At 69.0% G+C, this 13994-nt stretch carries 16 protein-coding genes; 10 read left to right on the forward strand and 6 right to left on the reverse strand.

Going from position 1 to position 13994, the window contains the following annotated elements:
- The first annotated feature begins 111 nt into the window (after positions 1-111).
- From aroQ to hmuQ, 7 genes are all read left to right on the forward strand, one after another.
- Positions 112-555 (forward strand): type II 3-dehydroquinate dehydratase, encoded by a 444-nt coding sequence (gene aroQ / locus AVKW3434_RS00570; protein WP_272564006.1) that lies wholly within the window; start codon positions 112-114, stop codon positions 553-555.
- A 2-nt stretch (positions 556-557) separates the two neighbouring features.
- Positions 558-1478, forward strand: a complete 921-nt coding sequence (locus AVKW3434_RS00575) for an alpha/beta fold hydrolase (RefSeq protein WP_502869005.1) — start codon at positions 558-560, stop codon at positions 1476-1478.
- Entirely contained in the window at positions 1475-1894 is a 420-nt protein-coding gene (gene arfB / locus AVKW3434_RS00580) for an alternative ribosome rescue aminoacyl-tRNA hydrolase ArfB (protein ID WP_284403511.1), read from the forward strand. The genes AVKW3434_RS00575 and arfB overlap by 4 nt, the downstream gene beginning before the upstream one ends.
- Before the next feature lie 119 nt (positions 1895-2013).
- Positions 2014-2856: a DODA-type extradiol aromatic ring-opening family dioxygenase gene (locus AVKW3434_RS00585; RefSeq protein WP_284403513.1), complete on the forward strand. Its 843-nt coding sequence runs from the start codon at positions 2014-2016 to the stop codon at positions 2854-2856.
- An 81-nt stretch (positions 2857-2937) separates the two neighbouring features.
- On the forward strand, positions 2938-3615 hold the full coding sequence (locus tag AVKW3434_RS00590) for an alpha/beta hydrolase (RefSeq protein WP_284403515.1): 678 nt from the start codon (positions 2938-2940) through the stop codon (positions 3613-3615).
- A 224-nt stretch (positions 3616-3839) separates the two neighbouring features.
- Positions 3840-4727 (forward strand): DUF3014 domain-containing protein, encoded by an 888-nt coding sequence (locus AVKW3434_RS00595; protein ID WP_284403517.1) that lies wholly within the window; start codon positions 3840-3842, stop codon positions 4725-4727.
- A 130-nt stretch (positions 4728-4857) separates the two neighbouring features.
- Positions 4858-5160, forward strand: coding sequence for a heme-degrading protein HmuQ (hmuQ, locus tag AVKW3434_RS00600; RefSeq protein ID WP_284403518.1), 303 nt, complete (start codon positions 4858-4860; stop codon positions 5158-5160).
- 84 nt (positions 5161-5244) lie between these two features.
- Here the strand turns inward: hmuQ and AVKW3434_RS00605 are convergent, their stop codons facing one another.
- The 6 genes from AVKW3434_RS00605 to AVKW3434_RS00630 all read right to left on the reverse strand — a co-directional run bounded on the left by AVKW3434_RS00605 (position 5245) and on the right by AVKW3434_RS00630 (position 10569).
- Positions 5245-6066, reverse strand: a complete 822-nt coding sequence (locus AVKW3434_RS00605; protein WP_284403520.1) for a M90 family metallopeptidase — start codon at positions 6064-6066, stop codon at positions 5245-5247.
- A gap of 53 nt (positions 6067-6119) precedes the next feature.
- Positions 6120-6908, reverse strand: coding sequence for a UDP-2,3-diacylglucosamine diphosphatase (locus AVKW3434_RS00610; protein ID WP_284403522.1), 789 nt, complete (start codon positions 6906-6908; stop codon positions 6120-6122).
- Positions 6909-6945: 37 nt separating this feature from the next.
- Positions 6946-7452, reverse strand: coding sequence for a peptidylprolyl isomerase (locus AVKW3434_RS00615; RefSeq protein WP_284403524.1), 507 nt, complete (start codon positions 7450-7452; stop codon positions 6946-6948).
- A 60-nt stretch (positions 7453-7512) separates the two neighbouring features.
- Positions 7513-8097, reverse strand: a complete 585-nt coding sequence (locus tag AVKW3434_RS00620) for a peptidylprolyl isomerase (RefSeq protein ID WP_284403526.1) — start codon at positions 8095-8097, stop codon at positions 7513-7515.
- Entirely contained in the window at positions 8094-9377 is a 1284-nt protein-coding gene (locus AVKW3434_RS00625) for a L,D-transpeptidase family protein (protein WP_284403528.1), read from the reverse strand. Before AVKW3434_RS00625 ends, AVKW3434_RS00620 begins: the two co-directional genes overlap by 4 nt.
- Positions 9378-9477: 100 nt before the next feature.
- The gene (locus AVKW3434_RS00630; protein WP_284403530.1) at positions 9478-10569 is read right to left on the reverse strand and encodes a L,D-transpeptidase Cds6 family protein; all 1092 of its coding nucleotides are present in this window, start codon (positions 10567-10569) and stop codon (positions 9478-9480) included.
- A gap of 213 nt (positions 10570-10782) precedes the next feature.
- Here AVKW3434_RS00630 and cysS point away from each other — a divergent pair, with 213 nt between their 5' ends.
- The 3 genes from cysS to AVKW3434_RS00645 all read left to right on the forward strand — a co-directional run bounded on the left by cysS (position 10783) and on the right by AVKW3434_RS00645 (position 13950).
- Positions 10783-12162 carry a cysteine--tRNA ligase gene (gene cysS, locus AVKW3434_RS00635; RefSeq protein WP_284403532.1) on the forward strand — a complete coding sequence of 460 codons (1380 nt, stop codon included), beginning with the start codon at positions 10783-10785 and terminating at the stop codon, positions 12160-12162.
- 62 nt (positions 12163-12224) lie between these two features.
- Positions 12225-12884: a DNA-3-methyladenine glycosylase family protein gene (locus AVKW3434_RS00640; protein WP_272563992.1), complete on the forward strand. Its 660-nt coding sequence runs from the start codon at positions 12225-12227 to the stop codon at positions 12882-12884.
- 88 nt (positions 12885-12972) lie between these two features.
- Positions 12973-13950, forward strand: coding sequence for an acetyl-CoA carboxylase carboxyltransferase subunit alpha (locus AVKW3434_RS00645; RefSeq protein ID WP_272563991.1), 978 nt, complete (start codon positions 12973-12975; stop codon positions 13948-13950).
- Positions 13951-13994: the final 44 nt, after the last annotated feature.

Below are 13994 nucleotides of genomic sequence, written 5' to 3' on the forward strand. Positions count from 1 at the left end.
CATGCAGTCCCAACGGCCCCTCGGGGCCGTTTTCTTTGGGAGCGCCACGCATAATTCGCCCTGTTCGCGTTCGCCGACTGGCGGCGACGCCTTGCCTGGAGTGCTGGCCCTGTGAAAACCGTCTTTGTCCTCAACGGACCCAATCTGAACCTGCTCGGCACGCGCGAGCCCTCGGTGTACGGCGTGCACACGCTGGCCGATGTGGAGCGGCTGTGCGCCCAGGCGTGCGAGCGCCACGGGTTTGCGCTGCAGTTCCGCCAGAGCAACCATGAGGGCGACTTGGTGGACTGGATCCATGAGGCTGGCCGCCTCCACGGTGCTGGCGAACTGGCCGGCGTGGTGCTGAATGCCGCGGCCTACACCCACACCAGCGTGGCACTGCTGGATGCCGTCAAGGGCACGGGCGTGCCGCTGGTGGAGTTGCATATCAGCAACGTGCATGCCCGCGAAGCCTTCCGCCACCATTCCTACCTGTCCGGCGTGGCGCGCGCGGTGATGTGCGGGTTCGGCGTGCAGGGCTATCCGCTGGCCATCGACGGCCTGGCGGGATGGTGACGGTGCCCTCCGCCCCAGCGGTCCACCCCGGACCTGCCGGGGCTGCGGCGCCCGATGGCACCCCGCCCGAAGTGCGGCGCCTGCAGGCGCTGGCCGCGCGGCACACCACGCCTTGCGGCGACGGCGATCTGGTGTGGCACGCCTGGGGACCGGCCGTGCCGGAGCAGCCGCCTCTGGTGCTGCTGCACGGCGGCAGCGGCAGCTGGACCCACTGGGTGCGCAACATCGAAGACCTGGTCGCGGCGGGCTACCAGGTCTGGGTGCCGGACCTGCCCGGTTTCGGGGAGTCCGCTCTGCCCCTGGCCGGCGCCGATGCCGACGCGCTGGTCGAGCCGCTGTGCGAGGGCATGCGCGCGCTGTGGGGGCCGCAGCCCTGCGATCTGGTGGGGTTCTCTTTCGGCGGCATGGTGGGGGGCCTGCTGCTGGCCGACCACCCCGAGCTGGCCCGGCAATTGGTCATCGTGGGCGCGCCGGCCATGGGCGTGGTGCCGCACCGCCAGTTCGAACTGAAAGCCTGGCGGCACCTGCCCGCGGACCAGCAGCCGCAGGTGCACCGCCACAACCTGGCCGTGCTGATGCTGCAGGACCCGGCGCTCATCGAAGGCCTGGCGCTGGGCCTGCACGTGGCCAACGTGGTGCGCGACCGCATGCCGCGCCGCCGGCTGGCGCACACCGACATCCTGGCGCGCTCGCTGCCCCGGGTGACCTGCCCGGTGCACGCCATCTATGGCCGCAACGATGCCCTCTACAAGCGCTGGATCGTGGAGCTCGAGGCGGCGTTCCGGGCGGTGGTGCCGGACTTCCGCGGCCTGGACTTCATCCCCGAGGCCGGCCACTGGGTGCAGTTCGAACAGCCCCGGCCCTTCATGGCCGCGTTGCTGGCCGCGCTGGCGGACGGGGCGCAGCCGGCGGCCAGCCGATGACCGCGCCGCCGACCGCCTTCGTGCCCCAGGTGGATGAGCGCGAGGTGGAGATCACCGCCATGCGGGCGCAGGGCGCTGGCGGGCAGAACGTCAACAAGGTGTCGAGCGCGGTGCACCTGCGCTTCGACATCGCGGCGTCTTCGTTGCCCGACGGCGTGAAGGAGCGCCTGCTCGCCCTGCGCGACAGCCGGATCACGCAGGAGGGCGTGCTGGTCATCAAGGCGCAGCAGTACCGCAGCCAGGAAGCCAACCGCCTCGACGGACTCCAGCGCCTGCAGGCCCTGGTGGCCAGCGTGGCGCAGCCGCCGCGCACCCGCCGGGCCACGAAGCCGACCTACGGCTCCAAGCAGCGGCGCCTGGAATCCAAGAGCGTGCGCTCGGGCATCAAGGCGCTGCGCGGCCCGGTGCGCGACTGAAAAGGCGGGCAGCGCCACGGCGGGCGTTCGCTGCCCGGTGGCGGCACAGGCTGCGCCGATCGCCCAGGGGGTTGGAACCGCCGCCACCGACCCCATCTGTCGGCAACCGAGGAATCTTCATGTCCGATCTGGAACGGGCCCGCGCACCCACCGACAGCGGCAGGAATGCCGAACTCCCCGCGCTGTATCTCTCCCATGGCGCCCCGCTGTTCGCGGTGGATGCCGGCGAAACCGGCCCGGCCCTCACCCGCTGGGGCCAGGAGGTGCAGGCGGGCTTTCCGCACCTTCGCGGGGTGGTGGTCATGTCGCCGCACTGGATGCCGCGATCCCCGAAAGTGATGACCGGGCCGCAGCCCGCCACCTGGCACGACTTCGGAGGATTTCCGCCGGCCCTGTATGCCTTGCGCTACCCGGCCGCAGGCGCGCCGGCCCTGGCCGAAACGGTGCTGGCGCGCCTGCGTTCGGCCGGCATCGCGGCCGAAGGCGATGCGGAGCGGCCCTTCGACCATGGCGCCTGGGTGCCGCTGATGCACCTGTTTCCCGACGCCCGGCTGCCCGTGGTGCAGGTGGCGCTGCCGTCCACCGCCGGCCCAGCCGAGGTCTACGCCATGGGCGCCGCGTTGCAGGGCCTGCGCAGCGAAGACGTGCTGGTGGTGGGCTCCGGCAGCATGACGCACAACTTGGCCGAGTTCTTCGGCGGCGCCAACGAGCCCTTGCCCTATGTGACCGAATTCAGCCGCTGGATCGAAGACGCCGTGCGGCGGCGCGACTGGCCCGCGCTGCTGGACTACCGGCGGCAGGCCCCACATGCCGAGCGCGCCCACCCCAGCGAAGACCATTTCCTGCCCTTGTTTTTCGCCCTGGGCGCCGCCGGCCCCGAGGCGCAGGCGCACTACCTGAGCCGGGAGGTCCGCTATGGTGCCCTGGCCATGGACGCCTTCGCCCTGCAGTCCGCGGCATGAACTCCCCGGGCCCCGTTCCACTCCAACCCCGATTCGCAACCCTTCATCCCTGCCTTGAACGCCTTTTCAAGGCACCCATCGATGCTTGATCTGCCGCTTCCCTTTTTGAACCGCCCCGCCGCGGCCCACACCACCTCTCCCTGGCTGCTCGTTCTCATGCACGGCGTGGGCAGCAACGAGGGCGACCTGTTCGGCCTGGCCCCCTACGTTCCCCCGCATTTCCATGTCGTGAGCCTGCGCGCGCCGCATGCCATGGGGCCGGGCGCCCATGCGTGGTTCGAGTTTTCCGTGCTGCCCGATGGCAGCCGTTCCATCCACGAGCCTCAGGAGGCGGCCAGCCGCTCGCTGGTGGCGCTCACGGTCGAGGCCGCTGCGCTGCAGTTGGGCGTGCCGTCCGAGCGGGTGGTGGTGGGCGGTTTCAGCCAGGGCGGCATCATGGCCTTGTCCCTGCTGTTCACCCGGCCGGAGCTGCTGCACGCCGCCATGGTGTGGCACAGCCGGCTGCTGCCCCAGGCGATGCCGTTCGCCGCCGCGGCCGAGAGCCTGCACGGCAAGCCGCTCTGGGTGAGCCATGGCGTGCAGGACAACGTGATTCCCCTGGCCCAGGCCCACGCCATCCGTGACCATGCCCGGGGGCTGTCGCTGGACCTGACCTACCGCGAATACCCCGGCGCGCACGAGATCCGGCAGGCCGAACTGACCGATGCCATGCGATGGCTGGGCGGCCTGCAGCACCCGCAGCCGCAGGCCGCGCGCTGAGCGGCTGACCGATGGGCCCCGCGGGCCCACCGTTCCTTGCGTGGACCCCGGCCGGCTTGCATCGGCCACCGTGCGGTGCACGACACCCCCCATGCCAGCGGTGACCGGACCCGTCACACGGCGTTACGGCCCGGTGGAGTCCATCGCTTCCAATCGATGGGCGGCCGCGGGGCATCTTGTCTTTCTACCGCGGCTTTCCCGAAACCCAAGAAAAGGAGGCATTCATGCCTGAACGTGACACGGTGGAGTTGCGGCCCGCGCAGCAGGCTTCGCGCGCCTGGATTCCATGGGTGCTGGTCGCTGGCGCGCTGGGCGCCGGCGCGGCCTGGTGGTTCTTGGGGCGCACGGCGTCCGAACCGGTGGCGTTGCCGCCCGTGGCCAGCCAGTCAGCGTCCGAAGCCGCCGCGCCGCCCGCATCCGCGGCCTCCGGCCCGCAGAACCCCATGGACACGGTGCAGCCGCCCGATGCCAAACTCCCCACCCTGGCCGAATCGGACCGCCCCCTGACCGAGGCGGTCACGGGATGGGTGGGGGCGGACTCGGTCGCGGCGCTGCTGCGCATGGACGGCTTCGTGCAGCGCGCGGTCGCCACGGTGGACAACCTGTCGCGCCAGAGCGCGCCGTCCCGCCTGTGGCCCGTGCAGCCCATGCCGCAGCGGTTCCTGGTGGATGGCGAGGGCAGCGAGACGGAGACGATCGCCGCCACCAATGCGGGCCGCTACCGCGCCTTCGTCATGCTGGCCGAAGCCATTCCGCAGGACCAGGCCGTTGCGCTGTACGCCCGGCTGTACCCGCTATTCCAGCAGGCGTACGAAGAACTGGGCTTTCCGCGCCGCTACTTCAACGACCGGCTGGTGGCCACGCTGGACAACCTGCTGCAGGCGCCCGAGCCCACCGGCCCGGTGCAGGTGCAGCTCACCAAGGTGGCCGGTGAGGTGCCCTCCACGCGCCCCTGGGTGCGCTACGAGTTCGCCGACCCGAAGCTGCAGGCCCTGTCCAGCGGCCAGAAGATCCTCGTGCGCATGGGCGTGGAGAACGAGCGGCGGATGAAAACCGTGTTGGCCGAGCTGCGCCGCCGGGTCGCGACGGGCGAGATGGCGCGCAAGCCCTGAGCGCCACGGGCGCGCCGACCCTGCTGCGGCAGGCGCGCGCCGCGCCTCGCCGTCCGGTGAACGCGGCCCCTCCTGCGGTTTCACTTCTGCGGTTTCATTTCTGATCTTTCACTTCAGGGAGCTTCCCACCATGTTCGTTGCCATGAACCGTTTCCGCATCGCCCCCGGCCGTGAGGAAGAGTTCGTCGAGATCTGGCGTCAGCGCGACAGCCATCTGGCGCAGGTGCCGGGCTTCCAGGCCTTCCACCTGCTGCGGGGCGACACGACGCCCGAGCACACGCTGTTCGCATCGCACACCGTCTGGGCGTCGCGCGCGGATTTCGAGGCGTGGACCCGCTCCGACGCCTTCCGTGCCGCGCACGCGGGCGCGGGGCAAAAGCGCGATCTGTACCTGGGGCCGCCGCAACTGGAACTGTTCGAATCCGCGCTGTGAGCACCCGCGCCGGCCAAGCTGGCGATTGCTATATAAATAATAGCAATGAGGGCAATGAAATCTAGGGCGTGAAGGGGTTTTGACTCACAATCCCCGGCGGTAGAAGGCGTCCAGCGTGGGCATCAGGTCCGGGAACTCGGCGGCGAACGTCGCCCGGTCCACGAAGTACGCCTCGCACGCCACGGCGAAGAATTCGGCCGGGGCCGTCGCGCCGTAGGCATCCAGCCAGGGCCATTCGCCGCCAAAGCGCTCGGCGATGATCACGCGCTCCCGGAAGGCGTCGTAGGCCGGCTGCCACGCCGCGCGCCAGGCCTGCCGCGCCGCCTGCGGGCCGTTGGTGCCCAGAAAGCCCGGCGGCAGGGGCGGGTAGCCGTCGGCATTGCCGTTGCGCATGTCCAGCTTGTGGACGAACTCGTGGATGACCACGCTCATGCCCCGGTCCTGGCCGCTGCCCGCGCTGTCCACGGCCGGCCAGCTCAGCATGACGGGGCCCCGGTGCATGGCCTCGCCCAGCAGCACCTCGGTGTAGTCGTGCACCACGCCGGCCTCGTCGGTGGACTGCCGGCGCGCCACGGCCTCGCCGGGGTGGACCACGATGCCCACGAAATCGTCGTACCAGTCGAGTGCCTGAGCGGGCGTGCCCCAGTGCAGCACGGGCAGGCACGCCTGGGCTGCGATGGCGACCGCCATGGCATCGGTGACCTGCAGGCCGTGCGCGCCAGTGAATTCCTTGCGCTGCAGAAAGAGGGCGCTCAGCGCCCTCAGCTTGGCCTGGTCCTGCAGCGGCAGGGCGGACAGGAACGGGTAGCGCTGCAGGGTCTGCAGCCAGAGCGAGGCCGAGATCTCCGGCACGGGGGCGACGGTCGCGCGCACGCGGTGCCAGAGTTTGTTCCAGAGAGCAGGCATGAAAGAGGGGGAGGGCCTGCTCGCGCACTCCCTGGCGGAAAAAGAGATGCCGCCTACATGGGGACGGCGGCGAGCCGTTCCAAGCCCCGGCCGGGCGACAGGCGCAGCACCTCGGCGCGCGGCGGGCGGGCGGCCGCGTCCCAGTCGCTCAGCACCACGCGCTGCAGGCCCGGCCCCACGGCGTGGACGGCGGGGCGGTGCGTGTGGCCGTGGATCAGCGTGCGGGCGCCTGCGGCCTGCAGCCACTGCTGCGTGGCCGGGCCGTCCAGATCGGCGTAGGCGGCATCGCCGGACTGCTTGCGCGCCTCGCTCTGCTCGCGGATGCCGCGGGCCTGCGCGCGCCGCACGGCCAGCGGCTGGGACAGGAACCGCTGCTGCCACTCCGTGCTGCGGGCCTGCGCGCGAAAGCGCTGGTAGTCCACGTCGTCCAGGCAGAGCAGGTCGCCGTGGCTGAGCACGGTGCGTTCGCCGCCGAACTGCAGCACCGTCGGGTCGTGCAGCCCCGTCAAGCCGCAGTGGGCCAGAAAGCGCGGCCCGACCAGGAAGTCGCGGTTGCCGTGCATGAAGAACACCGGCCGCTGGCGGGCCGCCTCGCGCAGCAGGGCGCCGCATTCAGCCTCGAAGGCGCCCTCGGCATCGTCGATGCAGTCGTCGCCCACCCACACTTCGAACAGGTCGCCCAGGATGAACACCGCGCTCGCGTCGGTGGTCCGCAGATAGCGTCGCCAGGCCTCGAACGTGGCGGGCTCGCTGGCCTGCAGGTGCAGGTCGGAAATGAATTCGACCGTGCGCCAGTCCGAAGGAGCGGCAAGCTCCTCGAACCGGGGCACGGTCGTGGTCACGGGGCGGGCGGGGATGGGTGCGCCGCGGTCGCCGCGATTACAGGGCGACGGCCTTCTCGATGATCACGTCGTCCTTGGGCACGTCGTCATGAAAGCCCTTGCGGCCGGTCTTCACGCCCTTGATGGCATCGACCACTTCGGTTCCCTGGACCACCTTGCCGAACACGGCATAGCCCCAGCCCTGGGCGGACGGCGCGGTGTGGTTCAGGAAGCCGTTGTCGGCCACGTTGATGAAGAACTGGGCGGTGGCCGAGTGCGGATCGCTCGTGCGGGCCATGGCCACGGTGTAGTTGGCGTTCTTCAGGCCGTTGTTGGCCTCGTTCTCGATCGGGGCTTCGGTACCCTTTTGGTTCATGCCGGGCTCGAAGCCGCCGCCCTGCACCATGAAGCCGGGGATCACGCGGTGGAAGATCGTGTTGTCGTAGTGGCCCTTCTTCACGTAGGCCAGGAAGTTCTCGGTGGACTTCGGCGCCTTTTCGGCATCGAGTTCGAGGGTGATGACGCCGTGGCCGGCGATGTGCAGTTCGACTTGGGGGTTGCTCATGGGATTCCTTGGAAAGCGTTGGGGGCCGGGAGGGCCGTGGTGAAGAGGGGCCGCGGGCTCTTACTTGACCACGGTGGCGGAGGTGATGACGACGGGCGTCGTGGGCACGTTCTGGTGCATGCCCTTGTTGCCCGTGGACACGGCCTTGATCTTGTCCACCACGTCGGTGCCCGAGACCACCTTGCCGAACACGGCGTAGCCGTTGCCTTCACCGGTGGCGTTGAGCATGGCGTTGTCCTTCACGTTGATGAAGAACTGCGAGGTGGCCGAGTCCGGGTTGCCGGTGCGGGCCATGGCGATGGTGTAGTTGTCGTTCTTGAGGCCGTTGTTGGCCTCCAACGGGATCGGTGCCTTGGTGGGCTTTTGCTGCATGTCGGGCGTGAAGCCGCCGCCCTGGATCATGAAGCCGTTGATCACGCGGTGAAAGACGGTGCCGTCGTAGTGCTTGTCCTTCACATAGGACAGGAAGTTGTCCACCGTCTTCGGGGCCTTGGTGGGGTCGAGCTGGACCACGATGTCGCCCAGCGACGTGGCGAGCTTCACCTTGGGGGCCGCCGCATCCTGCGCCTGGGCGGGTGCGACGGAAACGATAGCTGCCAGCGCCATGCCGGCCAGCGCCAGGGTCGAATTTCTTCTGGAAATCATCCAATCACTCCTTCGAAAAATATCTGCCATTGGTTGCCCTTGCGGGTCCAGTACTGGCGCTTGACGGGGCCGGTGCGGGCCCCTTCGATGACCTCGCCGAACGTTACCACCATGGTGTCGGAGGCATCCGTCCAGCGCAGCAGGGTCTTGTCCTTGAGCTGGATCGGCCGCCCGCGCAGCGCGCGCGTTTCCGCGCCCAGCTGCTTGGAAAACTCCTGCAGCGGCATCTTGCCGTAGCTCTGGAACGTGGGGGCGTAAAACCCCATCAGGCGCTGCAGGTCGCCCTGCGACTTGGCGGTGCGCCAGGCATCCAGCACCGCATCGAACGCCTTGCGGTCGGCCTGCACGCTGTGGGGCGGCACCCATTGCAGCTGCCGTGCGATCACCACCGGTGTGGAGCGTGGCTCCACCGTGCGCAGGATGCGCTCCAGGTCCGGGTTGGCCAGGGCCAGGCACCCGTCGGTGGCCAGCGGCGCGCGCGAGAACTGGTCCGGCGGCGTGCCGTGCAGCCAGATGCCGCTGCCCGTCTTGCCGCGGCTCTGGTCCAGCGGATTGGGGTAGTTGATGGGCAGGGCGCCGGCGCCGTAGAAGTCCTTGAGCGTGGCCGGGTCCAGGCGGCTCGTGATGAAGTACACGCCCAGCGGCGTGCGCTGGTCGCCCTCGATGAGCTTTTCGATGCCGAGCTTGCCCACCGAGGCGTAGTAGTCGGCCACGAGCTCCAGCCCGTTGGGCGTGTTCTCGAACAGGTAGAGCCGTGAGCGCGACGCATCGACCGCGATCGCGTGCCGCGAGCGCAGCGACAGCTCGATGAACTGGGCGGGAATGGTGCGCGCCTGGGGGCGCACCCGCAGGGCGTCCGTGCGCTGGCGCGACTCCGCGCGCAGCTCGGCCAGCACGTCGGCGGCTTCCTGGGGTGGCGGGGCATCGCCCTGGCCGGCCGGCACGTCGCCCATCTGCCGCAGCGGCCGCGTGCGGGCCGACAGCAGGTCGCCCAGCGCCAGTTGCGCGAGCTGGAAGTTGGGGTGGTCGCGCACCAGGCTCTCGGCCTTGGCCAGGGCTTCCCGGCCCTTGCCTTCGCCGGTGAGGCGATAGACCTCCATGAGGCGCTTTTCTGCCTGCCCATCGGCCAGCGGGGCGACGCGCACGGGCGCCGTGCGCGCGTTCTTGCCCACGCCGCGCAGCTTGTCGCCCTGGGCGTGCGCGGGCCAGGCTGCCGCCAGCAGCGACAGCGCCATGCCCGCCGCAATGCCGCGGCTCCAGGGGGAACGTCCCGCAGGCATGCGAGGCTTCAAGCGGGAACGAATGCGGCGCGGTGCGCCAGCAGAGGGCAAGGGAGCATCCCGAAGGCGATGGTGGAGCGCGTCACCGAAACGATCGCCATCAACCGCCGGTGGCCTCGCGCACGATGGTCCACTGGCCGCCGGTGTTCACCAGGTCCAGGGTCTTGCGGCTGTTCACGCTGTAGCTGCCGGAGCTGTAGCCCTGGCGAAAGCGCGCCTGCGCCTTGTTGCCGTTCACGGAAATGCGCAGATCGTTCACGCTGACGTTGATCTTGGCGCGGCCGACGATGCGGTCGCGGCGCTCTTTTTCCCAGGCGGCGTGGCTTTGCTTGCCGTTGGGCGTGTAGTTCTTGTCGTAGGCGCCCAGGTAGGCGTTCATGTCCTGGCTCTCCCAGGCCTTGGCCCAGGCGTGCACTGCAGCGGACACTTCCCGTTCCGCCGCGGCGGCGCTGGAGGCGGTGTTGCCCGTCACTGCGGGAGCGGGGGCCGGAGCCGGGGTGGGCGCCGGTGCAGCGGCCACGGCCGGTGCGGCCGGGGTGGGCGCGGGGGCCGGCGCAGGGGTGGCAGGCGCCGGGGAGGCCGCCACGGGCGCGGGTGCCGGGGCAGGGCGGGGAGCCGCCGCGGCAACGGGCGCAGCTGCGGGCGCCTTGGCGGTGGAGGCCTTGGCCTCGGTCGAGAACAGGTCGCGGATCAGTGCCAGCTTGGGCTTGACCGAGCTCGCGTGCGTGGCATCGAGCTGCAGCGCCTTGTTGTAGGCCTGGCTGGCCAGCTTGGCGTAGATGTCGCCCAGGTTTTCATGCGCGGTGGCATAGCTGGGGTTGGTGCGGATGGCCATCTCGAGCGCGGTGCGCGCCTTGTCGAGCTGGTTCTGGTTGGCGTACAGCACGGCCAGGTTGTTGTAGGGCTCGGGCAGCTCGGGATAGTCTTCCGTGAGCTTCGTGAAGGTGGCCACCGCTTCGGTCTGCTTGCCCGAATCCGCCTGGGCCACGCCGCGCAGGAAGCGCAGTTGCGGGTCGCGGGGGTTGGCGGTGAGCCGCTGATCGGCCTTGGCCAGGGCATCCGCCGGCTTGCCCGCCTTGAGCAACTGGGTGATCTCGGCATAGTCGTCCGCGTGGGCCAGCGGGGCACCCAACAAGGCCGACAGGGCAATCAGGCGCAGGAGATGGGCAAGGGTGCGTTGTGGATGCTTCATGGGCGGACGGGAATGGTTGGAGGTGTCAAGCCGTAACGGGGGCTTATACTGCGGCGGATTGTAGCTGAGGGGTTTGTCATGCCGGTACGCTGTTGCCGCTCCTGATTTTGCATGTGCGCACCGCCGCGCACGGCCCTTCCGGGAGGCTCCCGCCTCTTTGCGCAGCCCTTGCCAGGGCGCCGGCTGCACCATCCACCCCTTGACTGAATTTCCATGAGTTTGCGTATCTACAACACGCTGTCGCGTGCGCTGGAGCCTTTTTCTCCGCTGGAGCCCGGACATGTGCGCATGTATGTCTGCGGCATGACCATTTACGACCTGTGTCACATCGGCCACGCCCGCATGATGATGGCGTTCGACGTGGTGCAGCGCTGGCTCAAAAGCAGCGGCCTGCGCGTGACCTATGTGCGCAACATCACCGACATCGATGACAAGATCATCCGGCGCGCGGTGGAGCGCGGCATCACCATCCGCCAGTTGACCGACGAGATGATCGCCGCCATGCACCAGGACATCGGCGCTTTGGGCATCGAGCCGCCCTCCATCGAGCCGCGCGCCACCGAATACGTGCCGCAGATGCTCGCGCTGATCGGCGCGCTGGAAGACAAGGGCCTGGCCTACCGTGCCAGCGGCGGCGACGTGAACTACGCGGTGCGCAAGTTCGCGGGCTACGGCAAGCTGTCCGGCAAGTCGCTCGACGAGTTGCGCGCGGGCGAGCGCGTGGCCGTGGCCGACGGCAAGGACGATCCGCTGGACTTCGTGCTGTGGAAGTCCGCCAAGCCCGAGGAGCCGCCCGAAGCCAAGTGGGACAGCCCCTTCGGCGCCGGCCGGCCGGGCTGGCACATCGAGTGCTCGGCCATGAGCTGCGCCACGCTGGGCGAGAGCTTCGACATCCATGGCGGCGGCGCCGACCTGCAGTTTCCGCACCACGAAAACGAGATCGCGCAGAGCGAAGGCGCCACCGGCAAGCCACTGGCGCGCTTCTGGGTGCACAACGGCTTCGTGCGCGTGGACAACGAGAAGATGAGCAAGTCGCTCGGCAACTTCTTCACCATCCGCGACGTGCTGGACAAGTACGACGCCGAGACCGTGCGCTTTTTCATCGTGCGCGCCCATTACCGCAGCGCCCTCAACTACAGCGACGCCCACCTGGACGACGCGCGCGCCGCGCTCAAGCGCCTGTACACGGCATTGAGCCTGGTCGCGCCGGCGCCCACGGCCTCGATCGACTGGACCGATCCCTACGCGGCGCGGTTCAAGGCCGCCATGGACGAAGACTTCGGCACCCCCGAGGCCGTCGCCGTGCTGTTCGATCTGGCCGGCGAGGTCAACCGCACGCAGTCGCCGCAGACGGCCGGGCTGCTGAAGGCGCTGGCCGGGTGCCTGGGCCTGCTGCAGGGCGATCCGCAAGCCTTCCTGAAGGCCGGCGCCACGCTGGACGAAGCCGCCATTCAGGCGCAGATCGCCGCGCGCGCTGCCGCCAAGGCCGCGAAGGATTTCGCCGAGGCCGACCGCATCCGCAAGGCGCTGCTGGAGCAGGGCATCGTCCTCAAGGACTCCGCCGCCGGCACGACCTGGGAGGCGGCGCAGTGAGCGGTTCCTGGATGAAGCGGCCTTTGGCGCCGGTGAAATTTCTGGTGCGGGCGGGATAAGCGGTGGCTGCGACGAAAAAGACAGCCCATGACGGGCCGCAACTGATCGCGCCCGCGTATTGGGCCGAGGCCTGCAAGCACCTCGTCAAGAAAGACCGCGTGATGAAGCGGCTCATCCCGCAACTGGGCGACGTGGCCCTGCGCCAGCGGGGCGATGCGTTCACCACGCTCGCGCGCAGCATCGTCGGCCAGCAGGTGTCGGTGGCATCCGCGCAGAAGGTATGGGACCGTTTCGCGGCCCTGCCGCGCACCATGACGCCGGCCAGCGTGCTCAAGCTCAAGGTGGACGACATGCGCGGTGCGGGCTTGTCCGCGCGCAAGGTGGACTACCTGGTCGATCTGGCGCTGCACTTCGATACCGGCAAGCTGCACGTCAAGGACTGGGATGCGATGGACGACGAGGCCATCACGGAGGAGCTGATCGCCATCCGCGGCATCGGCCGCTGGACGGCGGACATGTTCCTCATCTTCCACCTGGCCCGCCCCAACGTCATGCCGCTGGACGATGCCACCCTGATCCAGGGCATCAGCCAGCACTATTTTTCGGGCGATCCCGTGAGCCGCAGCGATGCCCGCGAAGTGGCAGAGGCCTGGAAACCCTGGTGCAGCGTGGCGAGTTGGTATATTTGGCGGTCGCTCGCCCCGTTGCCGGTGGACTATTGACGCCCTCGCGGGAGGGCGCGGCAACCGATGCTGCGTCCGTGCCCGTGGTGCTGGCCTGAACAGGGCGAGGAGCCCAAGGAGAATTACGTTGGCGAAAAAAACCTTTCTGGATTTCGAGCAGCCGATTGCCGAGCTCGAAGGAAAAATCGAAGAACTGCGCTACGTGCAGACCGAAAGCGCGGTCGATATTTCGGAAGAGATCGACCAGCTGAGCAAGAAGAGCCATCAGCTCACCAAAGACATCTACAGCGATCTGTCGCCCTGGCAGATCACCAAGATCGCCCGCCATCCCGAGCGCCCCTACACGCTCGACTACGTGCGCGACATCTTCACCGACTTCGTCGAACTGCACGGTGACCGCCACTTCGCCGATGACCTGTCCATCGTCGGGGGCCTGGCCCGCTTCAACGGGCATGCCTGCATGGTGCTGGGCCACCAGAAGGGCCGAGACACCAAGGAGCGCGCCGCGCGCAACTTCGGCATGAGCCGCCCCGAGGGCTACCGCAAGGCCCTGCGCCTCATGAAGACGGCCGAGAAGTTCAAGCTGCCGGTGTTCACCTTCGTAGACACGCCCGGCGCCTATCCCGGCATCGATGCCGAAGAACGCGGCCAGTCCGAGGCCATCGGCCGCAACATCTTCGAGATGGCGCAACTGGAAGTGCCCATCATCACCACCGTGATCGGCGAGGGGGGCTCCGGCGGCGCGCTGGCCATCAGCGTGGCCGACCAGGTCGTGATGCTGCAGTACTCCATCTACTCGGTGATCAGCCCCGAAGGCTGCGCCTCCATCCTCTGGAAGACCAGCGACAAGGCGCAGGACGCGGCCGATGCCATGGGCATCACGGCCCACCGCCTCAAGGCCCTGGGCCTCGTGGACAAGATCGTGAGCGAGCCCGTGGGCGGCGCCCACCGCGACCACAAGCAGATGGCCGCCTTCCTCAAGCGCGCCCTGGGCGATGCCTTCCGCCAACTGGCCGATCTCAAGCCCAAGGAACTGCTGGACCGCCGCTACGAGCGCCTGCAAAGCTACGGCCGCTTCACCGACACCAAGGCCGAGACGCGCTGACGCGACGGGCCCCGGCACCACGCCCCATGCCATGAACCCAGCGG

Source organism: Acidovorax sp. SUPP3434, assembly GCF_030159015.1.
Classification (GTDB): Bacteria; Pseudomonadota; Gammaproteobacteria; order Burkholderiales; family Burkholderiaceae_C; genus Paracidovorax.

Coding starts and splice junctions, on each gene's coding strand:
- cysS (WP_284403532.1), top strand. CDS start 10,783: ATGAGTTTGCGTATCTACAACACGCTGTCGCGTGCGCTGGAGCCTTTT.
- AVKW3434_RS00630 (WP_284403530.1), bottom strand. CDS start 10,569: ATGAAGCATCCACAACGCACCCTTGCCCATCTCCTGCGCCTGATTGCC.
- AVKW3434_RS00595 (WP_284403517.1), top strand. CDS start 3,840: ATGCCTGAACGTGACACGGTGGAGTTGCGGCCCGCGCAGCAGGCTTCG.
- AVKW3434_RS00625 (WP_284403528.1), bottom strand. CDS start 9,377: ATGCCTGCGGGACGTTCCCCCTGGAGCCGCGGCATTGCGGCGGGCATG.
- arfB (WP_284403511.1), top strand. CDS start 1,475: ATGACCGCGCCGCCGACCGCCTTCGTGCCCCAGGTGGATGAGCGCGAG.
- AVKW3434_RS00585 (WP_284403513.1), top strand. CDS start 2,014: ATGTCCGATCTGGAACGGGCCCGCGCACCCACCGACAGCGGCAGGAAT.
- hmuQ (WP_284403518.1), top strand. CDS start 4,858: ATGTTCGTTGCCATGAACCGTTTCCGCATCGCCCCCGGCCGTGAGGAA.
- AVKW3434_RS00590 (WP_284403515.1), top strand. CDS start 2,938: ATGCTTGATCTGCCGCTTCCCTTTTTGAACCGCCCCGCCGCGGCCCAC.
- AVKW3434_RS00620 (WP_284403526.1), bottom strand. CDS start 8,097: ATGATTTCCAGAAGAAATTCGACCCTGGCGCTGGCCGGCATGGCGCTG.
- AVKW3434_RS00605 (WP_284403520.1), bottom strand. CDS start 6,066: ATGCCTGCTCTCTGGAACAAACTCTGGCACCGCGTGCGCGCGACCGTC.
- AVKW3434_RS00615 (WP_284403524.1), bottom strand. CDS start 7,452: ATGAGCAACCCCCAAGTCGAACTGCACATCGCCGGCCACGGCGTCATC.